This is a genomic window from Brevundimonas sp., from assembly GCF_036676055.1.
Lineage (GTDB): Bacteria > Pseudomonadota > Alphaproteobacteria > Caulobacterales > Caulobacteraceae > Brevundimonas.
Window position 1 is genome coordinate 1 of sequence record NZ_JAKFDS010000066.1, and the last position, 23,239, is coordinate 23,239.

Consider the following 23,239-nt stretch of genomic DNA (forward strand, 5'->3'; position numbering starts at 1 on the left):
CCCTTGAGCGGTTCGGCGGTGGGCTTCTTCTCGTCGGTGATGGTGTCGCCGACGGCGGCGTGGGCGACCTCCTTGATCTGGGCGGTGATGAAGCCGACCTCGCCGGGGCCGAGCTGGTCGACCGGGGTGTTCTTGGGCAGGAAGACGCCGACGCGGTCGACCAGGTGGGTGGTGCCGTGCTGCATCATCTTGATGCGTTGGCCGGCCTTGAGGACGCCGTCGAAGACGCGGACCAGCAGGACGACGCCGAGGTAGGGGTCGTACCAGGCGTCGACCAGCATGGCCTTCAGCGGGGCCTCGGGGTCGCCCTTGGGGGCCGGCAGGCGGGTGACGATGGCTTCCAACACCTCCTCGATGCCGATGCCGGACTTGGCGGAGCAAAGGACGGCCTCGGACGCGTCGATGCCGATGACGTCCTCGATCTGCTCGCGCACGCGCTCGGGTTCGGCGGCTGGCAGATCGATCTTGTTGAGGACGGGGACGATCTCGTGGTTGTTGTCGATGGCCTGGTAGACGTTGGCGAGCGTCTGGGCCTCCACGCCCTGGGAGGCGTCGACCACCAGCAGGGAGCCCTCGCAGGCGGCGAGGCTGCGGCTGACCTCATAGGCGAAGTCGACGTGGCCGGGGGTGTCCATCAGGTTGAGGACGTAGTCGAGGCCGTCCTTCGCCTTGTAGTGCAGGCGCACGGTCTGCGCCTTGATGGTGATGCCGCGCTCCTTCTCGATGTCCATGTTATCAAGGACCTGGGCCGACATTTCGCGCGCCGTCAGGCCGCCGGTGTGCTGGATCAGCCGGTCGGACAGGGTCGACTTGCCATGGTCGATGTGGGCGACCACGGAAAAATTCCGGATGCGTTCGATGGGAGGGGTCGTCATGGCCGCGCCGGTAGCACGGCGGGACCGGATCGCCAACGCGGACGGCGGCGACGGGGCGCTCAGTCACCGCATTTGTGGCGGATTACATCGGTGTAAGGGACCTATTCCCGTTTGAGAAGAAGCCGCGAACCCGCTATTCAACAGCTGATGACACAGCCGCCGGACAGGCGGCCCAATGACAGGCGCGCGGCCTCCCACCGCGGCGCAGGGGATCGAACGTGGCGAACATGATGCGCAACAGCTGGGCCGGCGCGGCCGTCCTGGCCCTGGCCCTGACGCTCTCGGCCTGCGGCGGCGAGAAGGCGGCCGATGAGGCCGAGACCAAGGCGGGCGCCACCGGCGGCAGCAGCCAGACGGTGACCGTCGTGACCGCCACGCTGGAGAACCTGCCGCGCACGGTCACCGCCTCGGGCAGCATCTCGGCCTGGGAAGAGGTGCCGGTCGGCGCCGAGGCCGGCGGCCTGACCGCGACCGGCGTGTTCGTCGACGAGGGAAGCTACGTCCGTCAGGGCCAGCCGCTGGTGCAGCTGAACGACGCCCTGCTGCAGGCCCAGCTGCGCCAGCAGCAGGCGGCGGTGCAGACCGCCGAGGCCAATGTCGCGCGCGACCAGGCGGCGCTGGACCGGGCCCAGGAGCTGAAGGAACGCGGTTTCCTCAGCCAGGCCTCGCTGGACACCGCCCTCGCCAACCAGCGGGCGTCCGCCGCCAATCTGGCCGCCGCCCGGGCCTCGCTGTCCGAGACCCGCACCCGACTGTCGCAGGCCACCGTCCGGGCGCCGGTCTCGGGTCTGGTGATCAGCCGCAGCGTCACCCGCGGCCAGATCGTCGGCGCGGGAACCGAACTGTTCCGCATCGTCCGCGACGGACGGCTGGAGCTGGACGCCCAGGTGCCGGAGACCGAACTGGCCCTCGTGCGGGCCGGCCAGAGCGCCGTCATCTCGTCCGACCAGGTCGGCGAGACCACCGGCAGGGTCCGCATCGTCACCCCCGAGGTCAACGCCGAAAGCCGCCTCGGCGTGGCCCGCATCGCCCTGTCCGGCGGCGGCTTCCGCCCCGGCATGTTCGCCCGCGCCCGCATCCAGGTCGGAGACCAGCCGGCCGTGACCGTGCCCACCGCCTCGGTGCTGTACCGCGAGAACCGCGCCGGCGTGTTCGTGATGGGGACCGACGGCCGCGCCCACTTCCGGCCGGTGACCGTCCTGTCGCGGACCACCAATCGCACGGCGGTGACCGGCATCGAGGCCGGCGTTCGGGTGGTGGTCGAGGGAGCCGGCTTCCTCGGCGAAGGGGACCGGGTCACCGTGGCTCCGGCCCGCGCCGCCGCCCCTGCCCGTCCCGCCGCCGCACCCGCGAAGAAATAGGCCGCGACGATGAAGAACATATCGTCCTGGTCGATCCGGAATCCGATCCCGATCATCCTCATGTTCGTGCTGCTGACGCTGGCGGGCGTCAACGGCTTCATGGGGATGCGGATCAACAACAACCCCGACATCGATTTCCCGCTGGTCTTCGTCTACGCCGGCCGCCCGGGCGCCGCCCCCAGCGAGATGGAGGTCCAGGTCACCCGGCTGATCGAGGACTCCCTCGCCGGCCTGTCGGGCGTCCGCCACATCAATTCGCAGATCACCGACGGCTCGTCGCAGACGACCATCGAGTTCGAACTGGGCACCGACACCGAGCGGGCGACCAACGACGTCCGCAACGCCATGAGCGGCCTGCGCGCCGACCTGCCGCAGGACATGCAGGAGCCCAGCGTCCAGCGCATCGACATCACCGGCGACTCCCTGATCACCTGGGTGGTGCGCTCGTCGACGATGACGCCCGAGGAGATCAGCTGGTTCATCGACAATGAGGTCAGCCGGTCGCTGCTGTCGATCAGCGGCGTCGGCGAGGTCAACCGTTCGGGCGGCGTGGACCGCGAGGTCCGCGTCGAGCTGGATCCCGACCGCCTCGCCTCCTACGGCCTGACCGCCGCCTCGGTCAGCCAGGCCCTGACATCGGTCAACAGCGACCTGCCCGGCGGACGGGTGACCATCTCGGGCGCGGAGCGGTCGATCCGCACCCTCGGGGCGGCGGGCTCGATCGAGGAGCTGCGCCAGACCCTGGTGCCGCTGTCCGGCGGCCGGTCGGTGCGTCTGGGCGATCTCGGCACGGTCGAGGATCACTGGAGCGAGCCCCGCCGACTGGCGCGCTTCAACGGCCAGGAGGCCGTCACCTTCAACTTCCTGCGCTCGCGCAGCGCCAGCGAGGTCAAGGTCGCCGAGGTCGTGCGCAAGCGCGTGGCCGAGATCGACGCGGCCCACCCCGAACTGACCATCGAACAGGTCACGGCCAGCGTCGAATATATCGAGGAGAGCTACATCGCCTCGATCGAGGCCCTGCTGCTGGGCGCCGTGCTGGCGGTCGTGGTGGTGTTCATCTTCCTGCGCGACTGGCGGGCGACCTTCATCACGGCGACGGCCATGCCGCTGTCCCTGATCCCCGCCTTCGCCATCCTCGGGCCGCTGGACCAGTCGCTGAACGTGGTGACGCTGCTGGCCCTGTCGCTGACCATCGGCATCCTGGTCGACGACGCCATCGTCGAGATCGAGAACATCGTCCGGCACATGCGCGACGGGAAGTCGCCCTACAGCGCCTCGATGGAGGCGGCGGACGAGATCGGCCTGGCGGTCGTGGCGACGACGGCCACCATCATCGCCGTGTTCGCGCCGGTCGGCTTCATGCCCGGCATCATCGGCCAGTTCTTCAAGGCCTTCGCCCTGGCGGCGTGCGTCTCGGTGGCCTTCTCGCTGGTCGTGGCGCGGACCCTGACGCCGCTGATGGCGGCCTATCTGCTGAAGCACACCAAACACGAGGACGCCGATCCGTTCTGGATGGCGGGCTATCTGAAGGCGCTGCGCTGGTCGCTGGGCAACCGCTGGAAGGTGTTCGCCATCGGCACGGCCCTGTTCGTGGCCTCCGGCTTCGTGGCCAGCAAGGTGCCGTTCGAGTTCTCGCCGTCGGGCGACGAGTCCCGCGCCGCCTTCTCGATCGAACTGCCGCCCGGCGCCACCCTGCGGCAGACCGACGCCATCGTGCAGCGCGTGACCCGCGACCTGCAGCAGCGGCCCGAGGTCACCTCGGTCTACGCCTCGATCGGCGGTCAGGACGTCAATCAGGCCTATGTCTACGCCGACATGGTCGGCAAGGGCGAACGGGCGCTGAGCCAGCAGGAGTTCGCGCGCGAGATGGTCGACGGCTGGAAGTCGATCCCGGGGGCCCGCATCGGGGCCGGGACCGGCAACCAGGGCGGCGGCCCCTCGGACGGGACGACCTACACCTTCGCCATTCTGGGCGATAATCCGGAGGCGCTGCAGGCCGCCGCGCGCCGGATCGAGGCCGAGATGCGGACGGTTCCGGGGCTGGCCAATGTGGTCAACACCGCCTCGATCGCGCGGCCTGAGATCCTGGTCACGCCGCGGCCGGACCAGGCCGCGCTGATGGGGGTCTCGACCCGGGACATCTCGCAGACCATCCGCGTCGCCACCATCGGCGACGTGGCGCAGAACCTGCCCAAATACAATCTGGGCGACCGCCAGGTGCCGATCCGGCTGCAGCTGACCTCCGACGCCCGCGAGGATCTGTCGGTGCTGGAGACCCTGCGCGTACCCACCAACACCGGCGGCTCCGTGCCGCTGAGCGCGGTGGCCGACATCCAGTTCGGGGCCGGCCCGTCGCAGGTGCTGCGCCAGGACCGGGCGCGGATCGCCTCGATCACGGCCGAGCTGGACGGCATCCGTTCCGGCGAGGCGGCGACGGCGGTGCAGAAGCTGGAGTCGGTCAAGAATCTGCCGACCGGCGTGCGCCAGGTGCCGGCCGGGGACGCGGAGTTCATCCAGGAGATGATCACCGGCTTCGCCGTGGCCTTCGCCACCGGCATCCTGCTGATGTACGCCGTGCTGGTGCTGCTGTTCCGCAGCTTCGCCTATCCGGTGACCATCATGGCCTCGCTGCCGCTGGCCATCGGCGGGGCCTTCGTGGCGCTGATGATCGCGGGCTCGAGCTTCTCGATCTCGTCCCTGATCGGCGTGCTGATGCTGATGGGGATCGCGGCCAAGAACTCGATCCTGCTGGTCGACTATATCGTCATGGCCGAGAAGGACGGGATGACGCGGCTGGAGGCCATCATGGACGCCGCCCACAAGCGGGCGCGGCCCATCCTGATGACCACCTTCGCCATGGGCGCGGGCATGCTGCCGGTCGCCCTCGGCTGGGGCGCCGATGTCGAGTTCCGCTCGCCGATGGCCATCGCCGTGGTCGGGGGGCTGATCTCCTCGACCTTCCTGTCGCTGCTGTTCATCCCGCCGATCTTCACCCTGATCGACGACATCGCCGGCTTCGCCCGCCGGCGGATGAGCAAGATGTTCGCCAGCCAGCGGCACGAGCCGAACCGCCCGGCGGAGGCGCCGGCGGAGTAACGCCGCCGGCGAGCCGAAACGGGCGAGGCCTAGGCCGCGGAGTCTTGCGGCAGGCCGTCCGTCACCAGCCTGCCGCCGGTGTAGCGGACGTCCGTCGTGACCTCCCGGAAGGCGAAGTCCGGCATCGGCCAGCGCTCCATCGTCTCGACGTCGGCGAACTCCGCCTCCGCCATGATGAGGCCGCTGAGCGCGCCCTCGAAGACGTCGACGGAGACGTCGGCGCCGTCGATGCGCCCGAGGTAGTGGCGCGTCTTTCGCAGCCGGTGTCCGGGCAGGGAGGACAGGAGGCGGAACTCCCCGGGCGAGAGATAGATCGAGGTGAGCAGCCGGACCGATGGATTGACGTCGGCCTTGCGGCCGAGCCGGAGCATCGCGGGGCCGCCTTCCAGCGGAACCGCCTCCCGAAGCCGAAGCTGCGTCCCCGTCACATAGAGGTCCGTGAAGGCTTCGCGGCGGACGACCCTGTCCGTGGGAACGGCCCGGCACAGCCAGCGGCGCTCACGCTCGATCCAGGCGTATTTCGTCTTCGGCCACCCCAGAGCCGCGGCCGTGGCCGGGTCGATTTCCGACATTCGGTTCTCCCTCTGCCTGACCGGGCCCGGGCGGGCGAAAGCGTATCCGCCCCCATACCAGCCCGCGCCGGCGATCGCCCAAAACAAAACCGGCCGGGGTCGCCCCCGGCCGGCTGCTCCGTTCCGCCCTGCGGCGGGACGATCAGTATTTGAAGCGCAGGGTGGCGCCGTAGGTCCGCGGCGCGCCCAGGAAGGCGTCGTAGGTCTGGGTGTCCAGCGCCGGGTTGTAGAAGGTGCCGTTCGGCTGGACCGTGGACTGGAACGCCGAGCCTTGCAGCGGGGCGTTGTAGGCGACCTGGATATACTCCTCGTCGGTCAGGTTCTGGACCCAGAACTCGGCCGTCCAGCGCTCGTCGACGCTGCCCAGGAGGAAGCGGCCGTTCAGCGTGGCGAAGGCGTCCTGCTGCTTGTAGGGCAGCAGGTCCGAGCCGGTGTTGTAGTCGGTCACGTACTTGCCCGCGAGGCTGAAGCCCACCCGCAGGTCGTCGCGAATGTTGCGGTCGAAGTTGATCGACAGGGTGGTCGACCATTCCGGAGCGAACGAGGCGTCGCCGCCCGGCAGCAGGGACAGCTGCGGGAAGTTGCCCGGATTGCCGAGGTCGGCCGCGGTGAACTCGCCGTACTGGGCGTCGGTCCAGGTGACGCCGCCCTGGAAGGTCAGACCTTCGACCGGCGAGAACCACATGAAGTCAGCATCGACCCCGCGCGAGGTCAGCTCGGGGATCGACTCCACCACGAAGGCGGTGCCGAGGAAGGTGTTGAGCTGGAAGTCCTCGAACGTCTGGTCGAAGTAGGTGGCGTTCAGCAGCAGGGTGCGATCCAGCAGCGTCATCTTCACGCCGGCTTCGTAGCTGTCCACGACTTCCGACGGGAACAGGGTCGAGGCGGTCGGGGTGATGCCGGCCTGCACGCGGTCGAGGTTGTAGCCGAAGCTCTTGTAGCCGCGGGCGTACGAGACGTAGGTCAGGACCGAGGGGTTCAGGCGGTAGGAAGCCTTGATGGTGCCGCTGAGCTCGCTGTCGTCGAAGTCTTCGTCAACGACGCGGTTGTTGAAGGCGATGTTCGACCACGGAAGGCAGAAGTTTCCGAGGACGGTCGGCGTGTTGGCGCCGAGCACCGCGCCGATGGCGCCGGCGTTGGCCAGGGCCGCGCCGCAGGTCGCGCCGTTGCCGTTGGTGTTGGTCTGCCGGCCCCGCAGGCTCTTCTCGTCGATGGTGTAGCGGAGACCGAGGGTCAGGTCGAAGGCCTCAGTGACGTGCCAGGTGTTGTTGGTGAACAGGGCGTAGGAGTTGGAGTCCTGTTCGTACTTGTCCTCGAAGCCCTGACCGACGGTGAAGCCGGGTCCGCCGCCGCTGACGGCGCCGCCGGTGGCCAGGCAGGTGCCGAAGCCGACCGGAGTCTGGGCCGTGCGGGTGTAGCAGCCGATGGTGTTCGGGCTGATCGGCAGGGCGGGGTTGGCCGCGTTCAGACGCGCGCTGAGCAGGAAGGACAGGAAGGGCGTGTAGTCGGCGCCGAAATACCAGCTGTCGGTGCGGCCGATCTGTTCGTTGGTGACGAAGGCGCCGACCAGCCAGTCGAGCGTGTCCGTGGCCCCGGCGAGGCGGAACTCCTGGGTCGTGTTGGTGACTTCGAAGCCGTAGTCGCCGTCCTGCTCGCGGTAGGCGATGTCGGCGCCGGTGTAGTCGATGTCCTGGCCGAGGCTGGACGACCACTTACGCCACGAGGAGACCGAGGTCAGGGTCGAGCCGCCGAGGAAGGACGGCATGTCGAAGTTGGCCTCGACCGACCAGCCCTTGTCCTCGACCTCCTGGCCGCTGGAACGGTTGGCGTAGCCGGTGCGCGAGAACGGCAGGGCGCCGAAGCCGGGGGCCGGCGGACGCTGGCCCGGGCCGACGGAGAGCGCGTCGATGAACGGATAGGTCGGGCCGGTGCGGATCTGGGTGCCGATGCAGCAGTATTCGTCGCGCGACGAGTAGTCGGCGATGAAGCGGACCGAGGCGTTGTCGTTCGGCAGCCACAGCAGCTGGCCGCGGACGGTGCCGAAGTCCTGGTTGTTGTCATCGGTCTCGGGCCGGGGGCCGTCGCCGACGTCGATATCCATGAAGCCGTCGCGCAGGCGGCGGCCGGCGTACAGGCGGAAGGCCAGGGTTTCGCTGATCGGGCCGGTGACCGAGCCCGAGACGGCCATGGCGCCGTAGTTGCCGACGGTGGCCTCGGCGTTGAAGCCCGGCGTGAAGGACGGGGCCTCGGTGATGATGTTGATGACGCCGGCCGAGGTGTTCTTGCCGAACAGGGTGCCCTGCGGGCCCTTCAGGACCTCGATGCGCTGCAGTTCGCCGAGGTCGCCGAAGCCGACCGAGTTACGCGAGCGGTAGACGCCGTCGATCACCACGCCGACCGAGCTTTCCAGGCCGGGGTTGTCGCCGACCGTGCCGACGCCGCGGATGCGGGCGGTGGTCGAGGCTTCCGACGAGGTCGAGGTGACGGTCATGCCCGGGGTCAGGATCTGCAGATCCTTGATGTCGCGGACGCCCGCGTCCTCGAGGGTTTCCTGCGACAGGCTGGTGACCACGATCGGCACGTCCTGCAGGTTCTGCTCGCGCTTCTGCGCCGTGACGATGATGTCGTCGACCGTGGTGGCCCGGTCCTGATCACCATCCTGGGCCGAAGCGGCCCCGGCGAAACCGAAGACGACGGCGCCGACGACGGCGGCCGACGCAGTGGTGCGAAGAAGGTTGGTAAGGCGCATGCACGGCTCCCCGACATTGGCCGGGTTCCCCGCATTGAGCGGAGCGCCGCGGCGTTTCCTGATCCCTGGTCCGCGCCCTTCTTGCGGGGCGCGGAAAGTCCAGTGTTTTGGGTAATCCAAGCCGGACTCCGCCACAAGCATTCGGGACCCGCAGGGCCTCATTTCCGCCGTGGCGCAAGCCAGACTGTGACGCAAAAGCGACAGAAACTGATTACGCTAGGTCAATATTCGCCCACTAGTCGCCAGTATCGGGCGCTTCTTGAGCGAAATCCTTGCGCCGGCGGCCAGCAAAGGCCAGCACCGTCGCCCCCGCGATCGCCGACAGGAAGGATCCGGCCAGCACCCCCAACTTGACCTCGACCTGCTGTGGCGAGTCGATGGCTCCGGGGAAGGCAAGGACGCCGATGAACAGGCTCATGGTGAAGCCCACGCCGCACAGCAGGCTCACGCCGTAGAGCTCCAGCCAGGTCGCCCCGGTGGGACGCTGGCCGATCTTCAGCGCCGAGGCCAGCCAGGCGGCCCCGAACACGCCGAGCTGCTTGCCCACGAACAGGCCCAGGGCGATGCCGATGACCAGCGGCGCGAACGCCTGCTCCAGCGACAGGCCCGCGAAGCTGACCCCGGCCTTGGCGAAGGCGAAGAGTGGCAGGACCAGATAGGCCACCCAGGGGTGCAGGTCATTCATCGCCTCCTTCAGCGGGCTCTGGCCGTCACAGCGGCGCTCATTGACCGGCACGATGGCGGCGAAGGCCACGGCGGTCAGCGAGGTCGAAAGGCCGGACAGCACCGTCAGATACCAGACCAGGGCGAAGCCCAGCACCCAGAAGGGGGCGGGCACCTTCCGGAAGCGGCTGGCGACGCCGCCCAGGATCAGCATGCCGACGATCCAGACCAGCGGCTGCCAGACGACGCCGCTCGAGAACAGGACGGCGATCAGGGCGATAGCCCCGAGGTCGTCGACGATGGCGAGGGTCAGCAGGAAGACCCGCAGCGAGGACGGCAGCTTGCGCGCGGCGACGGCGAAGACAGCCAGGGCGAAGGCGATGTCGGTGGCCAGCGGAATGGGCCACCCGCCGTGGGGCCCGCCGGTCGATCCCGAGACCGCCAGATAGACCAGAGCCGGGGCGACCATCCCGCCCATGGCCGCCAGCACCGGCGTGGCCAGCTTCCTCGGATCGCTGAGCTCGCCCTTGAGAATCTCGTATTTGATCTCCAGTCCGACGACGAGGAAGAAGACCGCCATCAGGCCTTCCTTGATCCATTCGGAGATCGTCAGTTCGAGCAGCAGCGGCCCGATCTGGAGCACGTGCTCGCTCTTGAGCCAGCCGAAATAGGCCCCTGACAGCGGCGAGTTGGCCACGACCAGGGCCGCGAGGGCGGCGAGGCCCAGCACGGCCCCCGAGGCGGCCTCGGTCTTGAGGAATTCGAGAGTGATCTTGCGCGCCACGGCGGCCTCCGGATTTGAAAGGTCTGTCGTGGCGCCCGGTTATCGACGGGCGCCGGACCGGGTTCGTCCTGCGAACAGCGGACGCCGGCCTGGCCCTTCCGACGCCGGAATCGGCGGGAGCGGGCCTGATCGCTGCCTTGACAATACGGGCGGGGGGCGCGGGTTCAACCCGGGCGAAGCGGAAATCGACGACGGTTGCCTTGCGGACGGCGAGAGGTCATCTGCGGCCCATGCCCGTTTCCCCCGTCTACCGACCCGAGCCGCGCTTCTTCGACCTGGGGGCGGACTATGGCGACGCCGTCCGGGCCGCGGACTTCCCGCAGACCCTGCTGCGCTTCCGCAACGACCGCGCCGCAGCGACAGTGGGACTGGAAACGCTGACGGACGCCGAATGGATCGCCCATTTCGGCCGGTTCGAGCCCCTGCCCGGCCAGCCCGGGCCGGTCGCCATGCGCTATCACGGGCACCAGTTCCGCACCTACAACCCCGACATCGGCGACGGGCGGGGATTTCTGGCGGCGCAGATGCGGGCCGACGACGGGCGACTGCTTGACCTCGGCACGAAAGGATCCGGCCAGACGCCGTGGTCGCGGGGCGGCGACGGGCGGCTGACGCTGAAAGGCGGGGTGCGCGAGGTGCTGGCGGCGGAAATGCTGGAGGCGCTGGGCGTTCCGACAAGTCGCGCCTTCAGCCTGATCGAGACCGGCGAGGCGCTGGAACGGGGCGACGAGCCCTCCCCCACCCGTTCGGCCGTGCTGGTGCGGCTGTCGCACAGCCATGTGCGGTTCGGGACCTTCCAGCGGGCGGCCTATATCGGGCGGCCGGATATGATCGAGGCGCTGGTCGAGCATGCGCGGGCGCTCTACCACCCGGCCGTGGCGGCCGGGGATGCGCCGGGATTCCTGCGCGCGGTGGTCGAGGCGTCGGCGCGGCTGACGGCGCGGTGGATCGCCGCCGGCTTCGTGCACGGGGTGCTGAACACCGACAATCTGAACGTCACGGGCGAGAGCTTCGACTACGGGCCGTGGCGGTTCCTGCCGCACTATGAGCCCGGCTTCACGGCGGCCTATTTCGACCAGTTCGGCCTGTACGCCTTCGCGCGGCAGCCCGAGGCGGTGTTCTGGGCCCTGACTCAGTTGGGCGGGGCGCTGAAGCTGATCGCGGATGCGGAGCCTCTGACCGAGGCCCTGAACGGATTCGGGCCGGCCTATATCCGGGAGCTGAGAGCGGCGTTCCTGGTCCGGCTGGGGGTGACGAGTCTGGGCGAAGCCGCCGACCAGAGGCTGCTGGACACGACCCTGGCGCTGCTGCGCGAGAATGGCGAGGCGCTGCGCTGGGAGCCGCTGTTCTTCGACTGGTTCGGCGGCTTCGCCTCGTCGGCGCGGGCGCTGGGCGGGCCGCGCGGCAAGCTGTACCAGGGCGAGGCCTTCGACGCCTTCCGCTTCGCCCTGTTCGAGCACGAGCCGGACCGGCCGGAGCGGCTGGAGCACCCGATGTTCGGCGGCCCGGAGCCCGAGGAGATGCGGATCGACGAGGTCGAGGCGATCTGGGCGGCGATCGACGCGGCCGACGACTGGGGGCCCTTCGAGGCCAAGATCGGACGCCTGCGGACCGCCGGGGCCGCACGGGTCTGAACCACTGCTGACAGCAGGGTGGCGGCAGCGTGGCGGTAGGGATGCGGAGCCGGTGAACGACCGGCCGTCAGGATCCGTCCCGTGCCCTGCACCCGCCAGTCCGTGAACGGTCCCGCTCTTAAGGACCCCGAAACCGACGCCACATTACAGAGATTTATGAATACGGTCACGCTTTGGCCGTGGGGCTCCCGCAGAAGGCGGTCACGGATGGTTACGGTCTCGCTTCGCGCCCTTGCGGATCCAGCCAGGCGATCCGACATCACCACTGTTGCAAATAGAACGAGCGCCTCTCCCCGGGCGTCAGACAAGATGACTTCTCAAGCCCTCACCCCCGCCCGGTCGCGCCTCGCCGCGAGCTACCGCAATCTGACGCTCTGGACGCTGCAGGGCTGGCTGGCGATGTTCTTCATCGCGGCCGGCTACGCCAAGCTGAGCGAGCCGATGGCCAACCTCATCGACCTGATGAAGTGGCCGGCGCTGGTGTCGGACAACCTTGTGCGCGGCCTGGGCGTCGCCGAAATTCTGCTGGCGGCGCTGATCCTCGCGCCGCTGGTGTCGTGGAAGCACGGCCGCCCGCTTCTGGTCACCGCCGCCGCCGGCCTCCTGGCGCTGGAGATGATCATGCTCGCGATCCACGCCGTCGGGCTGGAAGGCGGGCTGGCGCTGACCAATGTCGTGCTGATCGCCATGACGGCGCCCGTGCTGTGGTGCCGGGCGCGGGAGACGCGCTGAGGCGCGAGGCAGCAGGTGCGCTGAACACTCGCTGCCGGTGAACTTTTCCTGACGACCTCTGGAAGGCGGCCCTTACCGCGGCGTGTTGCCTGTTGCCTGTTGCCTGCCGCCACCAGAATCCTTCCCTTTACGTGCACGTCAAGATCGGCTTATCTGCCGCCATGGCGACTGCCGACGATCATCGCACCTATTCGATCCGCCAGCTGTGCCGCGAGTTCGGGGCGACGGCGCGCGCGCTGCGGTTCTACGAGGACAAGGGCCTGCTGACGCCGGCCCGGAAGGGCCAGACGCGGGTCTATGACGCCCGCGACCGGGCGCGGCTGAAGCTGATCCTGCGGGGACGCCGCATCGGCTTCTCGCTGCAGGAGATCCAGGAGATGCTGGATCTGTACGACCACGACAATCACAACGCCCATCAGATGGCCGTCGCCCTGCGCCGCCATCGGGCCCAGATCGCCGCGCTGAAACAGCAGCGCGAGGACCTCGACGCGGCCATCGAGACCGCCGAGGAAGCCTGCGCCGTGATGGAGCGGAAGCTGGGCGAGCACCGCCCGGACCTGCTGCCCGGCGCCGAGGAGTACGCCACCCTGCTCAAGGCGCGGCTCAACCCGGATCACAACCTCCAGCCCTTCAAAGCGAGAGCGTAATTCCATGGCCTACAAGGCGCCTGTCCGCGACCTGACGTTCATTCTGAACGAGGTGCTGGAGATCGACCGCTATTCCAACCAGCCCGGCTTCGCCGACGTGTCGTCGGAACTGGTCGGCCAGATCCTCGAGGAAGGCGCCAAATTCGCCGAGGAGGTCATCGCCCCGCTGAACCGGGTCGGCGATCAGGAAGGCTGCAAATGGGACAACGGCGAGGTCACCGGCCCGACCGGCTGGAAGGAAGCCTACAAGGCCATGGTCGAGGCCGGCTGGCCCGCCCTGTCGGCCCTGCCCGAGCATGGCGGCCAGGGCATGCCCTCGGTGGTGGCCATGGCCTTCGGCCAGTTCACCGCCGCGGCCAGCGCCGCCTTCTCGATGTATCCGGGCCTGACGGCCGGGGCCTACTGGGGCCTGAACGCCAACGGCTCGGACGAGCAGAAGGCGATGTACCTGCCGAAGATGGCGACCGGCGAATGGGGCGGGACCATGAACCTGACCGAGCCGCAGTGCGGCACGGATCTGGGCCTGATCCGCACCAAGGCGGTCCCCAACGGCGACGGCAGCTACAACATCACCGGCCAGAAGATCTGGATCTCGTCCGGCGAGCACGACTTCACCGACAACATCATCCATCTGGTGCTGGCCCGGATCGAGGGCGCGCCGGCCGGGATCAAGGGCATCAGCCTGTTTGTGGTGCCGAAATTCTTCGTCAATGAGGACGGCACCCTGGGCGCGCGCAACGAAGGCGCGGCCTGCGCCGGGCTCGAGCACAAGATGGGCATTCACGGCAACGCCACCTGCGTCATGGCCTATGACAACGCCAAGGGCTGGCTGGTCGGGACCGAGAACAAGGGCATGGCGGCGATGTTCGTCATGATGAACGAGGCCCGCCTCGGCACCGGCCTGCAGGGCCTGTCGATCGGCTCGGCCGCCTATCAGGCCGCCGTCGAGTTCGCCCATGACCGGCTGCAGGGCCGGTCGCTGACAGGGCCGAAGAACCCCGACGGTCCGGCCGACTCCATCATGGTCCATCCGGACGTGCGGCGCATGCTGCTGGAGGCCCGGGCCTTCATCGAGGGCGGCCAGGCCTTCACCCTGTGGACCGCGCTGCAGGCCGATCTGCAGCATTCGAACGACGAGGCCGAGGCGCAGAAGGCCCGCGACTACATGGGTCTGATCACCCCGGTGCTGAAGGCCTATCTGACCGACAAGGGCTTCCACGCCGCCTCGCTGGCCATGCAGGTGCACGGCGGCAGCGGCTACACCGAGCATTTCCCGGCGTCGCAGTATCTGCGCGATGCGCGGATCACCATGATCTATGAGGGCGCCAACGGCATCCAGGCGCTGGATCTGGTTGGACGCAAGCTGCCCGCCAACGGCGGCCGGGCGATCATGACCTGGTTCGCCGACATCGACGCCTTCGTCTCCGAGCACGGCGGCGAGGGGCCGGTGAAGCCCTTCATCGACGGCCTGGCCGACGCCAAGAAGAAGCTGCAGGAAGCCACCATGTGGCTGATGCAGAACGGCATGCAGAACCCGGACAACGCCGGGGCGGCGAGCACCGACTATCTGCACATCTTCGGCCTGACGGCGCTGGCCTATTGCTGGGCCCAGATGGCCATCGCGGCGCAGAAGCAGATCGACGCCGGCTCGACCGACCCGTTCTACGCCAACAAGCTGATGACCGGCCGGTATTTCGTGGAGCGGATTCTGCCGGACGCCGGGGCGCACCTGGCCAAGGTCAAGTCGGGCGCCGAGGTGCTGATGGCGATGCCGGCGGAGGCGTTCTGAGCATGAACGTCCTCAACGTCCCCGAGCCCGATTTCATGCAGGACGAGGAGATCACCCTCTTCTCGGACAGCGTCGGCAAATGGATCGACGAGCACGCGCCGCCGGAGAAATTCCAGCAGTGGATCGCCGCCTCATCGGTGCCGCGGCAGCTGTGGAACGACGCCGGCGAGGCGGGGCTGCTGGGCCTGTCGATGCCCGAGGCGGACGGCGGCATGGGCGGCGACTACCGGCACGAGGTGGTGCTGATGCGCCAGCTGGGCTGGAAGGGCGCGGATCACTTCGGCATCTCGCTGCACAATGCGATCGTCATGCCCTACATCTGGCACTACGGGACCGCCGAGCAGAAGGCGCGCTGGCTGCCGCGGCTGCAGTCGGGCGAACTGGTCGGCGCCATCGCCATGACCGAGCCGGGCGCCGGGTCGGACCTGCAGGGGGTCAAGACCACCGCCATCAAACACGGCGACCAGTATGTGGTGAACGGGTCCAAGACGTTCATCACCAACGGCCAGCTGGCGAACTTCATCATCGTCGTGGCCAAGACCGATCCGGCCGAGGGGGCCAAGGGCACCTCGCTGATCGTGGTCGAGACGGACGGGGCCGAGGGCTTCGAACGCGGGCGGAACCTGCACAAGATCGGCATGGAGGCCAACGACACCTCCGAGCTGTTCTTCAACGATGTGAAGGTCCCGGGCGAGAACGTCATCGGCGGCGGCGAGGGCCAGGGCTTCATCCAGCTGATGCAGCAGCTGCCGCAGGAGCGGCTGAACATCGCCGTCCAGGGCGTCGCCGCGGCCGAGCGGGGGCTGCAGGAGACGCTGGCCTACGTCAAGGAGCGCAAGGCCTTCGGCAAGCGCATCATCGACTTCCAGAACACCCAGTTCAAACTGGCCGAGGTGAAGACCAAGCTGACGGTGGCCAAGGTCTTCGTCGACCACTGCCTGGGCCTGCACCTGCAAGGGAAGCTGGACGCCGCGACGGCCTCGATGGCCAAATACTGGGTCACCGACATCCAGGGCGAGGTCATCGACGAGATGCTGCAGCTGCACGGCGGCTACGGCTATATGAACGAGTATCCGATCGCCCAGCTGTACAAGGATGCGCGGGTGCAGCGGATCTACGGCGGGACCAACGAGATCATGAAGCTCTTGATCGCGCGGACGCTCTGACCCCAGACAGGAGAATGATCCGTCTCCACGTCCCCCAGCCCCTCGCCCCCGACGCCGCGGTCCTGCCGACGCTGGACCAGTCGCGCTATCTGACCCAGGTGATGCGGCTGAAGATCGGGGACTCGCTGCTGGTCTTCAACGGCGTCGACGGCGAGTGGCGTTGCGTCATCGCCGAGGTGCTGAAGAAGGGCGCGGTGCTGCGGGCCGGGGAACAGGTCCGGCCGCAGTCGACCGGGCCCGATCTGGAGCTGCTGATCAGCGTGGTGAAGAAGAGCGCGCTGGAGTTCGCGGTCGAGAAGGCGACCGAACTGGGGGTGCGGCGCATCCGGCTGGTCGTCACCCACCGGACCCAGGTCCAGCATGTGCGGATGGACCGGCTGGACGCCATCGCCATCGAGGCCGCCGAACAGACGGGGCGGGTGGATGTGCCCATGATCGACGAGCCGGCGAAGCTGGGCGAGGTGCTGGACGGCTGGGAGGCCGGGCGGCGGTTGATGTTCTGCGACGAGACCGGCGGAGCGCCGGCGGGTCCGGCGCTGGCGGGGGCGGGGGAAGGCCCGTGGGCCGTGCTGATCGGGCCCGAGGGCGGGTTCTCGCCGGAAGAGCGGGAGCGGCTGCGGGCCCTGTCCTTCACCACCGCCGTGTCGCTGGGGCCGCGCATCCTGCGGGCCGACACCGCCGCCATCGCCGCCCTCACCCTGTGGCAGGCGGCCGTCGGCGACTGGGACCGCTAGCGGGACCGACAGCGACAGGGCAGGATGGGGCATGTTCAATGAACTGGCCCTGTCGACGGTGATGGCCCTGCTGGCCGTCAGCATCCACGGTTTCGGCCTGCTCAGCCTCGGCAGGGGGCTGGAGATCTATGAAACCCGGGCGGGCCGATCCTATGTCGAGGGGCCGCTGTGGCGGCACGCCCTGCTGACCATCGCCGTGGTGCTGGGCCTGTTCGTCGTCCACGGCACCGAGATCTGGATGTACGCCGCGCTCTACAAGCTGATCGGGGCGGTGCCCGACCTGCGCGAGGCGGTGTATTTCTCGAGCATCAGCTATGGCTCGATCGGCTATGACGACTCGCTGATGGCGCCGGAGTGGCGGCTGTTGGGCGCGATCGAGGGCGTGGCGGGGGCGATCCTGCTGGGCTGGTCGGTCGCCTTCTTCGTCAGCGTCATGATGCCGTTCACCGCGCGACGGAAACACGATCTGGTTCATCGCGACCCGCCTTGAGGGACGCGCCGGGCCATGGAATGGCGGCGTCAGGTCTTGCGTGGTCCGTAGCGGGTCGCCGTAAGGGCATCGGACACAGCGCAGGACTTGCTGTCGATGTAGCCCATTTCGCGCATCGTCGCGCGTATCGCCGCGTCGCCAAACTCACGGCGGCCCTTGGGATAGACCAGCCAGAGGGCGGCATCGGCATCGCCGCGTTCGGCGAGAGCGCTGTCGAGGTCGTCCTTCGAGTTGACGATGGCGAGGTGGAGCGCGGCGGCGCCAGGATGCGCCGGGCCACTTTCCGCAAGGGCTCCGTTGAGGGCGATGTCGTCGGTTTGGCCCCATACCCAGACCGGACCATCCGCCTGAATCCCCAGTTTTCTGGCGAGGGTCGGCGCAGCGCGCGACAAGGCCTCGATCCAGCGTCCGGCTTCCACGGCCCCGACGTCGATCGCCAATCTGCCGTCCGGCGCATCGAGGACCAGGGCGTCTCCCTCAATCCTGGGATTTGTCAGTGATGACCGGGCCAGGCGCGCTTTCACCTCGCCGCGCAGAATGAGCTCACCGGCTTCAAGCAGTGCGCGCCCGTCGCCGCGACGGCCGCCGTAATCGATGAAACCCGTAGCTTCCCGCCCCATGGATCTGCCCCTGAATGAATCTGAAGTCGGACACTCCCCTTGAGCGGGACCATCTCATCGCCCATCTAGCCGCGACAAGAGGGGCTGGAACACATCGCATGGCTGACGCCGCACCGCTTACCCGCAACGACCTGGTCGGCGCCCTGTCGAAGGGGTCCAAGCCGAAGGATCAGTGGCGCATCGGCGCCGAGCACGAGAAATTCGGCTTCGACAAGTCGACGCTGCGCCGCCCCACGTATGAGGGGCCGAACGGCATCAAGGCGATGCTGGAGGGCCTGACCCGGTTCGGCTGGCGCCAGGTGATGGAGGGCGACCACGTCATCGCCCTGGAGCGCGAGAACAGCGAGGGCCTCACCGCCTCGATCAGCCTTGAGCCCGGCGGCCAGTTCGAATTGTCCGGCGCGCCGCTGAAGGACATCCACGACATCTGCAACGAGACCGGCCAGCACCTGATGGAGGTCAAGCAGGTCGCGGACCAGCTGAACCTCGGCTTCCTCGGCGCGGGCTTCGACCCGATGTGGCGGCGCGAGGACATCCCCGTCATGCCCAAGGGCCGCTACGACATCATGCGCGCCTATATGCCGAAGCGGGGCTCGCTGGGCCTCGACATGATGCTGCGCACCTGCACCATCCAGGCCAACCTCGACTTCGACAGCGAGGCCGACATGGTGGCGAAATTCCGCACCTCGCTGGCCCTGCAACCGATCGCCACCGCGCTGTTCGCCTGTTCGCCGTTCACGGAAGGCAAGCCGAACGGCTTCCTGTCGGCCCGGGCCAATGTCTGGACCGACACCGATCCGGACCGGACCGGCATGCTGGACTTCGTGTTCGAGGACGGTTTCGGCTTTGAGCGCTACGCCGACTATGCGCTGGACACGCCGATGTATTTCGCCAAGCGCGAGGGCCGGTACGTCGATCTGTCGGGCCAGTCGTTCCGCGCCTTCATGGACGGCAAGCTGGACGCCCTGCCCGGCGACCGGGCCAACGCCAAGGACTGGGCTGACCACCTGACCACCCTGTTCCCCGAAGTGCGGCTGAAGTCGTATCTGGAGATGCGCGGCGCGGACGGCGGGCCGTGGAGCCGCATCTGCGGCCTGCCCGCGCTGTGGGCCGGGATCCTGTATGACGCGCCGTCGCTGGCCGCGGCCTGGGACCTGGCGAAGGACTGGGATATCGCCGACCATGAACGCCTGCGCCGCGACGTGACCCGGCTGGGGCTCAAGGCCGAGGTCGCGGGCCGGTCGGTGCGCGACGTGGCTGTCGACCTGGTCGATATCGCCAAGCACGGGCTGAAGAACCGGGCCCGGTTCTCGGGCGGCATGGTCGACGAGCGCGGCTATCTGTCGGAGCTGGAAGACATCGCCGACAGCGGGCTGACCCCCGCCGACCGCCTGCTGGAACTCTACCACGGCGAGTGGGAGGGCGACGTCAGCCGACTCTATCGCGACTTCGCCTACTGAGCAGCAATGCGGCCTTAACCGGAAGGGCCTAGCAGAGAAGCCAGTTGGGTTCCGGGGGGTCGGTTTCGAAGATGGGTTGCAGTGTGGCCTCGGCCATTCCTGGGCGGGACGGGACGGCGGCGGGCACGGACGCCTCCGACGCCGAGCTTGCGACCTTTTTCGACGTCTCCCTCGACCTTCTGGTGATCCGTGAGCTGGACGGCCGGGTGGTCAAGGTCAGCCGCTCCTGGGAGACAACCCTGGGATATTCGCCGGAAGAGATGCGCGGCGCCTGGCTGATGCCGCTGGTTCACCCCGAGGATCTGGGCGCGACCCTGACCAGCGTCGTCGAGGTGGAGAACCGCAAGCCGGGCGACCCGGTGCTGGGTCAGATCAACCGCTACCGGCACAAGCTGGGGCACTACCGGACCCTGGAATGGCGGGCGCAGCGGTTCGATGACCGCATCTACGCCGTGGCCCGCGATGTCACCGACCGGGTCGGAGCCGAACAGGCCTTGCGGGAAGCCAAGGCGGCGGCGGAGGCGGCCAACCAGGCGAAGTCGGACTTCCTCGCCAATATGAGCCATGAGATCCGCACGCCCCTGAACGGGGTTATCGGCATCGTCGACGCCCTGTCACGAACCGCGCTGACGAGCGATCAGGCCGAGATGGTGGATCTGATCCGCAGTTCAGGCCACACGCTGGAGCGGCTGGTCTCGGACATCCTCGACGTCTCGAAGATCGAAGCGGGGCAGCTGGATCTGGAATGCCGGGCGTTCGATATCGAGGAGGCGCTGGAGCCTCTGGCGGTCATGCGCACCCGGGCCGAGGACAAGGGGCTGGCTTTCCATGTCACACGGTCGCCCGAGGCGCGGGGTCATTTCCTCGGCGACAGCACGCGCATCCGCCAGGTGCTGGGCAACCTGCTGTCCAATGCGATCAAGTTCACCGCCGAGGGTTCTGTCTCGGTCAGGGTCGAGGTGTGGTCGGACGATCCCGAAGGCCGGGGCGAAGCGCACCGGCTGGCGCTCACGGTCGAGGACACGGGGGTCGGTTTCAACGCAGACCACGCCGCGCGGCTGTTCGAGCGGTTCAACCAGGCCGACAGCACCATCACCCGACGGTTCGGGGGCACGGGCCTGGGCCTGTCCATCTGTCGCTCGCTGGTCGAGATGATGGGCGGGGAAATCGAGGCGCGTTCGACGCCGGGCGCCGGCAGCCGGTTCCGCTTCGTGCTGCCCCTTCGTCGGGCCGGAAGCCTGGCCGATTACGATGCCCGCACGCCGGCCGCGACCGCCCTGGTGACACCGGATGCCGGACGGGCCCTGCGGGTCCTGCTGGCCGAGGACCACCCGACCAATCAGCGCGTGGTCCAGCTGATCCTGACCAGCCAGGGCGCTGAGGTCGTCATCGCCGGCGACGGGGCCCAGGCGGTCGCGGCCTTCGAGGCCGGCGCCTTCGACGTGGTGCTGATGGACATGCAGATGCCGGTCATGGACGGACTGACCGCCACGCGGGCCATCCGCGCCCTCGAGGCCGCGCGGCCGGACCGGCCTCGCACCCCGGTGGTGATGTTGAGCGCCAACGCCATGGCCGAGCACCGCCAGGAATCGATGGAGGCCGGGGCCGACAGCCATGTGGCCAAGCCGATCACGGCCGCCAGCCTGCTGGCCGGCATCGAGGCCGTGATCGGGCTCTGAAGCGTCAGGCGGCGGCCGCGTTGCATTGGGCCAGTTCGGCCTCGCCGAGGGCGGCGCCGCCGCGCTCATAGCGGGTCACAGCGCCGAAGCGGGCGACGAACCGGCGGCACTCGCGCAACAGCGGCTGGGAGGCGCCGGAGCCGCGGGCGACGCAGACGCCGTCCGGGCCGCAAACCCACGAACGACCGTCCAGCACAAGACGTCGAGCCTCGCCGGGGGCCGCCAGGGTGGCGGCGGCGTCGAGAACGGGGGCGGGCTGGGCGACCGCGAGCGTCGCCGAGATCAGGGTGATGAGAAGCATCGGAGCCTCCTTGGGGCTGTTCATGACGGCCGGTTCGTGCGAAAGTGACCGACCGTGCACATATGAGTGACCGCTCGGTCACTTCGTGTCAATATGAAAGTAGCCGGTCGGACACTTTTTATCTGGAGACGTTCGCAATGCCGCCCAAAGGCGCCGCCACCCACGCCCGGCTGATCGACGAGGCGATGACCCAGGTGACCGTGCGCGGACTGGCGGCCGTCAGTCTGCAGGACGTCGCCAGCGCGGCCGGGGTGTCGAAGAGCGCGGTGCTGAAGCATTTCCAGTCGAAAGAGGCGCTGCAGACCGAGGTGGTCGACGCCATGATCGAGCGTTTCACCGAGGCGGTGTGGCGGCCGGCCGAGCCGCTGCCGGCCGGCCGCGAACGGCTGGACCGCATCTTCCAGGGCGAGCTGGACTGGATCGACGGCGAGGACCGGCCGGGGGGCTGCCCCCTGAAGGCCGCCGCCATGGAGCTGGACGACCAGCCGGGGCCGCTGCGCGACACGCTGAAGGCCAGCCAGGTGCGCTGGGCCAAGGTGTTGAAGCGCGAGTTCCGGACCCTGAATCCGAACGCCGACGACGCCGCGCTGGAAGTGCTGGTGTTCCAGTTCAAGGGCATCGTCCTGGCCTACGGCCACTCGCGCCGCCTGCTGGACGACGAGACCGCCCGGGCCCAGGCGACCTCGGCCTACCGGATGCTTGTGGCGTCGGCCGCACATGCCTAGGTCTGGCCTGACAGGGAGAAGACCATGACGGGCAGCATCAGAGTCGGCGTCGGCGGCTGGACCTATGAGCCGTGGCGCGGGCTCTTCTATCCGGACAAGCTGAGCCAGAAGAAGGAGCTGGAGTTCGCCTCCCGCGCCCTGACCTCGATCGAGATCAACGGCACCTATTATTCGACCTTCAAGCCGGACAGCTGGATGAAGTGGCGCGACGAGACGCCCGAGGGGTTCGTCTTTTCGGTCAAGGCCAGCCGCTACTGCACCAACCGCAAGGTGCTGTCGGAGATGGGCGAGTCGATGGGGCGGTTCCTCGATCAGGGACTGACCGCGCTGGGCGACAAGCTGGGACCGATCAATTGGCAGTTCATGGGGACCAAGAAGTTTGATCCGGTCGACTTCGAAGGCTTCCTGAAGCTGCTGCCGAAGGAGAAGGACGGACTGCGGCTGCGCCACGCGCTGGAGGTGCGCAACGCCAGTTTCGATACGCCGCAGTTCTACGATCTGGCGGCGAAATACGGGGTCGCCATCGTCTACGCCGAGGACGAGGAGGCGCCGGAGTGGCCGCGCATCGACCAGCCGACCGCCGACTTCACCTACGCCCGGCTGATGTCGAGCCGCGAGGACGAGCCGACCGGCATGACCTCGGAGGAACTGGACCGCATCGCCGCCCGGACGCGGGACTGGGCGAAGCGCGGCGACGTGTTCGCCTATTTCATCGCCGGAGCGAAGGTTCGCAATCCGGCGGCGGCGCAGGCGCTGATCGCGAAGCTGAACCCGTGACCACCCGGATCCGCGGCAGCTGCCTTTGCGGGGCCCAGCAGTTCGCGGCGCCGGCCCCCGAAACCGTGACGCACTGCAACTGCTCGAGTTGCACCAAACGGGGGACGCTGGCCGCCTACTATGCCCCCGGCGAGGTCGCGCTGGACCTGACCCCGGAGACCCTCGCCGCCTACCAGTGGGGCGACCGGATGATGACCTTCCATCACTGCACGACGTGCGGCTGCGCCGTGTTCGCCGAATCCGGGGCCTGGACGACGGACGAGGGCGAGGACCGGCCGGCGCGCATCACCGTGAACGCCCGCCTGTTCGACGACTTCGATCTGGACGCCGTTCCCGTCCGTACCATCGACGGCCGCAACGGCTGGTGACCTTGCGGGTTCGCGTC

The 23,239-nt window shown here is 68.5% G+C and carries 20 protein-coding genes; 14 read left to right on the forward strand and 6 right to left on the reverse strand.

Annotation, left to right across the window (positions count from 1 at the left end):
* A partial coding sequence (locus V6M45_RS11525; RefSeq protein WP_332656560.1) for a GTP-binding protein occupies nt 1-875 on the reverse strand: 875 nt, incomplete at its 3' end.
* 227 nt (nt 876-1,102) lie between these two features.
* Here V6M45_RS11525 and V6M45_RS11530 point away from each other — a divergent pair.
* Nucleotides 1,103-2,236 carry an efflux RND transporter periplasmic adaptor subunit gene (locus V6M45_RS11530; RefSeq protein ID WP_332656675.1) on the forward strand — a complete coding sequence of 378 codons (1,134 nt, stop codon included), beginning with the start codon at nt 1,103-1,105 and terminating at the stop codon, nt 2,234-2,236.
* 9 nt (nt 2,237-2,245) lie between these two features.
* On the forward strand, nt 2,246-5,332 hold the full coding sequence (locus tag V6M45_RS11535) for an efflux RND transporter permease subunit (RefSeq protein WP_332656562.1): 3,087 nt from the start codon (nt 2,246-2,248) through the stop codon (nt 5,330-5,332).
* Nucleotides 5,333-5,361: 29 nt separating this feature from the next.
* On the opposite strand, the gene V6M45_RS11540 is transcribed toward V6M45_RS11535, so the two are convergent.
* The 3 genes from V6M45_RS11540 to nhaA all read right to left on the reverse strand — a co-directional run bounded on the left by V6M45_RS11540 (nt 5,362) and on the right by nhaA (nt 10,100).
* The gene (locus tag V6M45_RS11540) at nt 5,362-5,904 is read right to left on the reverse strand and encodes a hypothetical protein (RefSeq protein ID WP_332656564.1); all 543 of its coding nucleotides are present in this window, start codon (nt 5,902-5,904) and stop codon (nt 5,362-5,364) included.
* A 142-nt stretch (nt 5,905-6,046) separates the two neighbouring features.
* Entirely contained in the window at nt 6,047-8,653 is a 2,607-nt protein-coding gene (locus V6M45_RS11545; protein ID WP_332656566.1) for a TonB-dependent receptor, read from the reverse strand.
* Nucleotides 8,654-8,888: 235 nt separating this feature from the next.
* A complete protein-coding gene (gene nhaA, locus V6M45_RS11550) occupies nt 8,889-10,100 on the reverse strand; it encodes a Na+/H+ antiporter NhaA (protein ID WP_332656568.1) in 1,212 nt (403 codons plus the stop codon).
* 230 nt (nt 10,101-10,330) lie between these two features.
* Between nhaA and V6M45_RS11555 the strand changes: the two genes are divergently transcribed.
* The 7 genes from V6M45_RS11555 to V6M45_RS11585 all read left to right on the forward strand — a co-directional run bounded on the left by V6M45_RS11555 (nt 10,331) and on the right by V6M45_RS11585 (nt 17,292).
* Nucleotides 10,331-11,734: a protein adenylyltransferase SelO family protein gene (locus V6M45_RS11555; protein WP_332656570.1), complete on the forward strand. Its 1,404-nt coding sequence runs from the start codon at nt 10,331-10,333 to the stop codon at nt 11,732-11,734.
* A 309-nt stretch (nt 11,735-12,043) separates the two neighbouring features.
* On the forward strand, nt 12,044-12,466 hold the full coding sequence (locus tag V6M45_RS11560) for a DoxX family protein (RefSeq protein WP_332656572.1): 423 nt from the start codon (nt 12,044-12,046) through the stop codon (nt 12,464-12,466).
* A gap of 161 nt (nt 12,467-12,627) precedes the next feature.
* Complete coding sequence (locus V6M45_RS11565) at nt 12,628-13,113, forward strand: MerR family transcriptional regulator (RefSeq protein ID WP_332656574.1); 486 nt, start codon at nt 12,628-12,630, stop codon at nt 13,111-13,113.
* 4 nt (nt 13,114-13,117) lie between these two features.
* Nucleotides 13,118-14,902, forward strand: a complete 1,785-nt coding sequence (locus V6M45_RS11570; protein ID WP_332656576.1) for an acyl-CoA dehydrogenase C-terminal domain-containing protein — start codon at nt 13,118-13,120, stop codon at nt 14,900-14,902.
* 2 nt (nt 14,903-14,904) lie between these two features.
* Entirely contained in the window at nt 14,905-16,068 is a 1,164-nt protein-coding gene (locus V6M45_RS11575; RefSeq protein WP_332656578.1) for an acyl-CoA dehydrogenase family protein, read from the forward strand.
* Nucleotides 16,069-16,082: 14 nt separating this feature from the next.
* Nucleotides 16,083-16,802, forward strand: coding sequence for a 16S rRNA (uracil(1498)-N(3))-methyltransferase (locus V6M45_RS11580; RefSeq protein WP_332656580.1), 720 nt, complete (start codon nt 16,083-16,085; stop codon nt 16,800-16,802).
* A 31-nt stretch (nt 16,803-16,833) separates the two neighbouring features.
* Entirely contained in the window at nt 16,834-17,292 is a 459-nt protein-coding gene (locus V6M45_RS11585) for an ion channel (RefSeq protein ID WP_332656582.1), read from the forward strand.
* A gap of 29 nt (nt 17,293-17,321) precedes the next feature.
* On the opposite strand, the gene V6M45_RS11590 is transcribed toward V6M45_RS11585, so the two are convergent.
* Nucleotides 17,322-17,912, reverse strand: coding sequence for a hypothetical protein (locus V6M45_RS11590; protein ID WP_332656584.1), 591 nt, complete (start codon nt 17,910-17,912; stop codon nt 17,322-17,324).
* 98 nt (nt 17,913-18,010) lie between these two features.
* Here V6M45_RS11590 and V6M45_RS11595 point away from each other — a divergent pair, with 98 nt between their 5' ends.
* Nucleotides 18,011-19,372, forward strand: coding sequence for a glutamate--cysteine ligase (locus V6M45_RS11595; protein WP_332656586.1), 1,362 nt, complete (start codon nt 18,011-18,013; stop codon nt 19,370-19,372).
* 71 nt (nt 19,373-19,443) lie between these two features.
* Nucleotides 19,444-21,051, forward strand: coding sequence for an ATP-binding protein (locus V6M45_RS11600; RefSeq protein WP_442880584.1), 1,608 nt, complete (start codon nt 19,444-19,446; stop codon nt 21,049-21,051).
* 4 nt (nt 21,052-21,055) lie between these two features.
* Here V6M45_RS11600 and V6M45_RS11605 read toward each other — a convergent pair whose 3' ends face one another.
* The gene (locus V6M45_RS11605) at nt 21,056-21,352 is read right to left on the reverse strand and encodes a CC_3452 family protein (protein ID WP_332656590.1); all 297 of its coding nucleotides are present in this window, start codon (nt 21,350-21,352) and stop codon (nt 21,056-21,058) included.
* 137 nt (nt 21,353-21,489) lie between these two features.
* Here V6M45_RS11605 and V6M45_RS11610 point away from each other — a divergent pair, with 137 nt between their 5' ends.
* From V6M45_RS11610 to V6M45_RS11620, 3 genes are read left to right on the forward strand one after another with little or no spacing between them, the layout of a single operon-like run.
* Entirely contained in the window at nt 21,490-22,077 is a 588-nt protein-coding gene (locus tag V6M45_RS11610) for a TetR/AcrR family transcriptional regulator (protein ID WP_332656591.1), read from the forward strand.
* Between the two features lie 24 nt (nt 22,078-22,101).
* Nucleotides 22,102-22,854: a DUF72 domain-containing protein gene (locus tag V6M45_RS11615; RefSeq protein ID WP_332656593.1), complete on the forward strand. Its 753-nt coding sequence runs from the start codon at nt 22,102-22,104 to the stop codon at nt 22,852-22,854.
* Nucleotides 22,851-23,222: a GFA family protein gene (locus V6M45_RS11620; RefSeq protein WP_332656595.1), complete on the forward strand. Its 372-nt coding sequence runs from the start codon at nt 22,851-22,853 to the stop codon at nt 23,220-23,222. The genes V6M45_RS11615 and V6M45_RS11620 overlap by 4 nt, the downstream gene beginning before the upstream one ends.
* Nucleotides 23,223-23,239 lie beyond the last annotated feature (17 nt).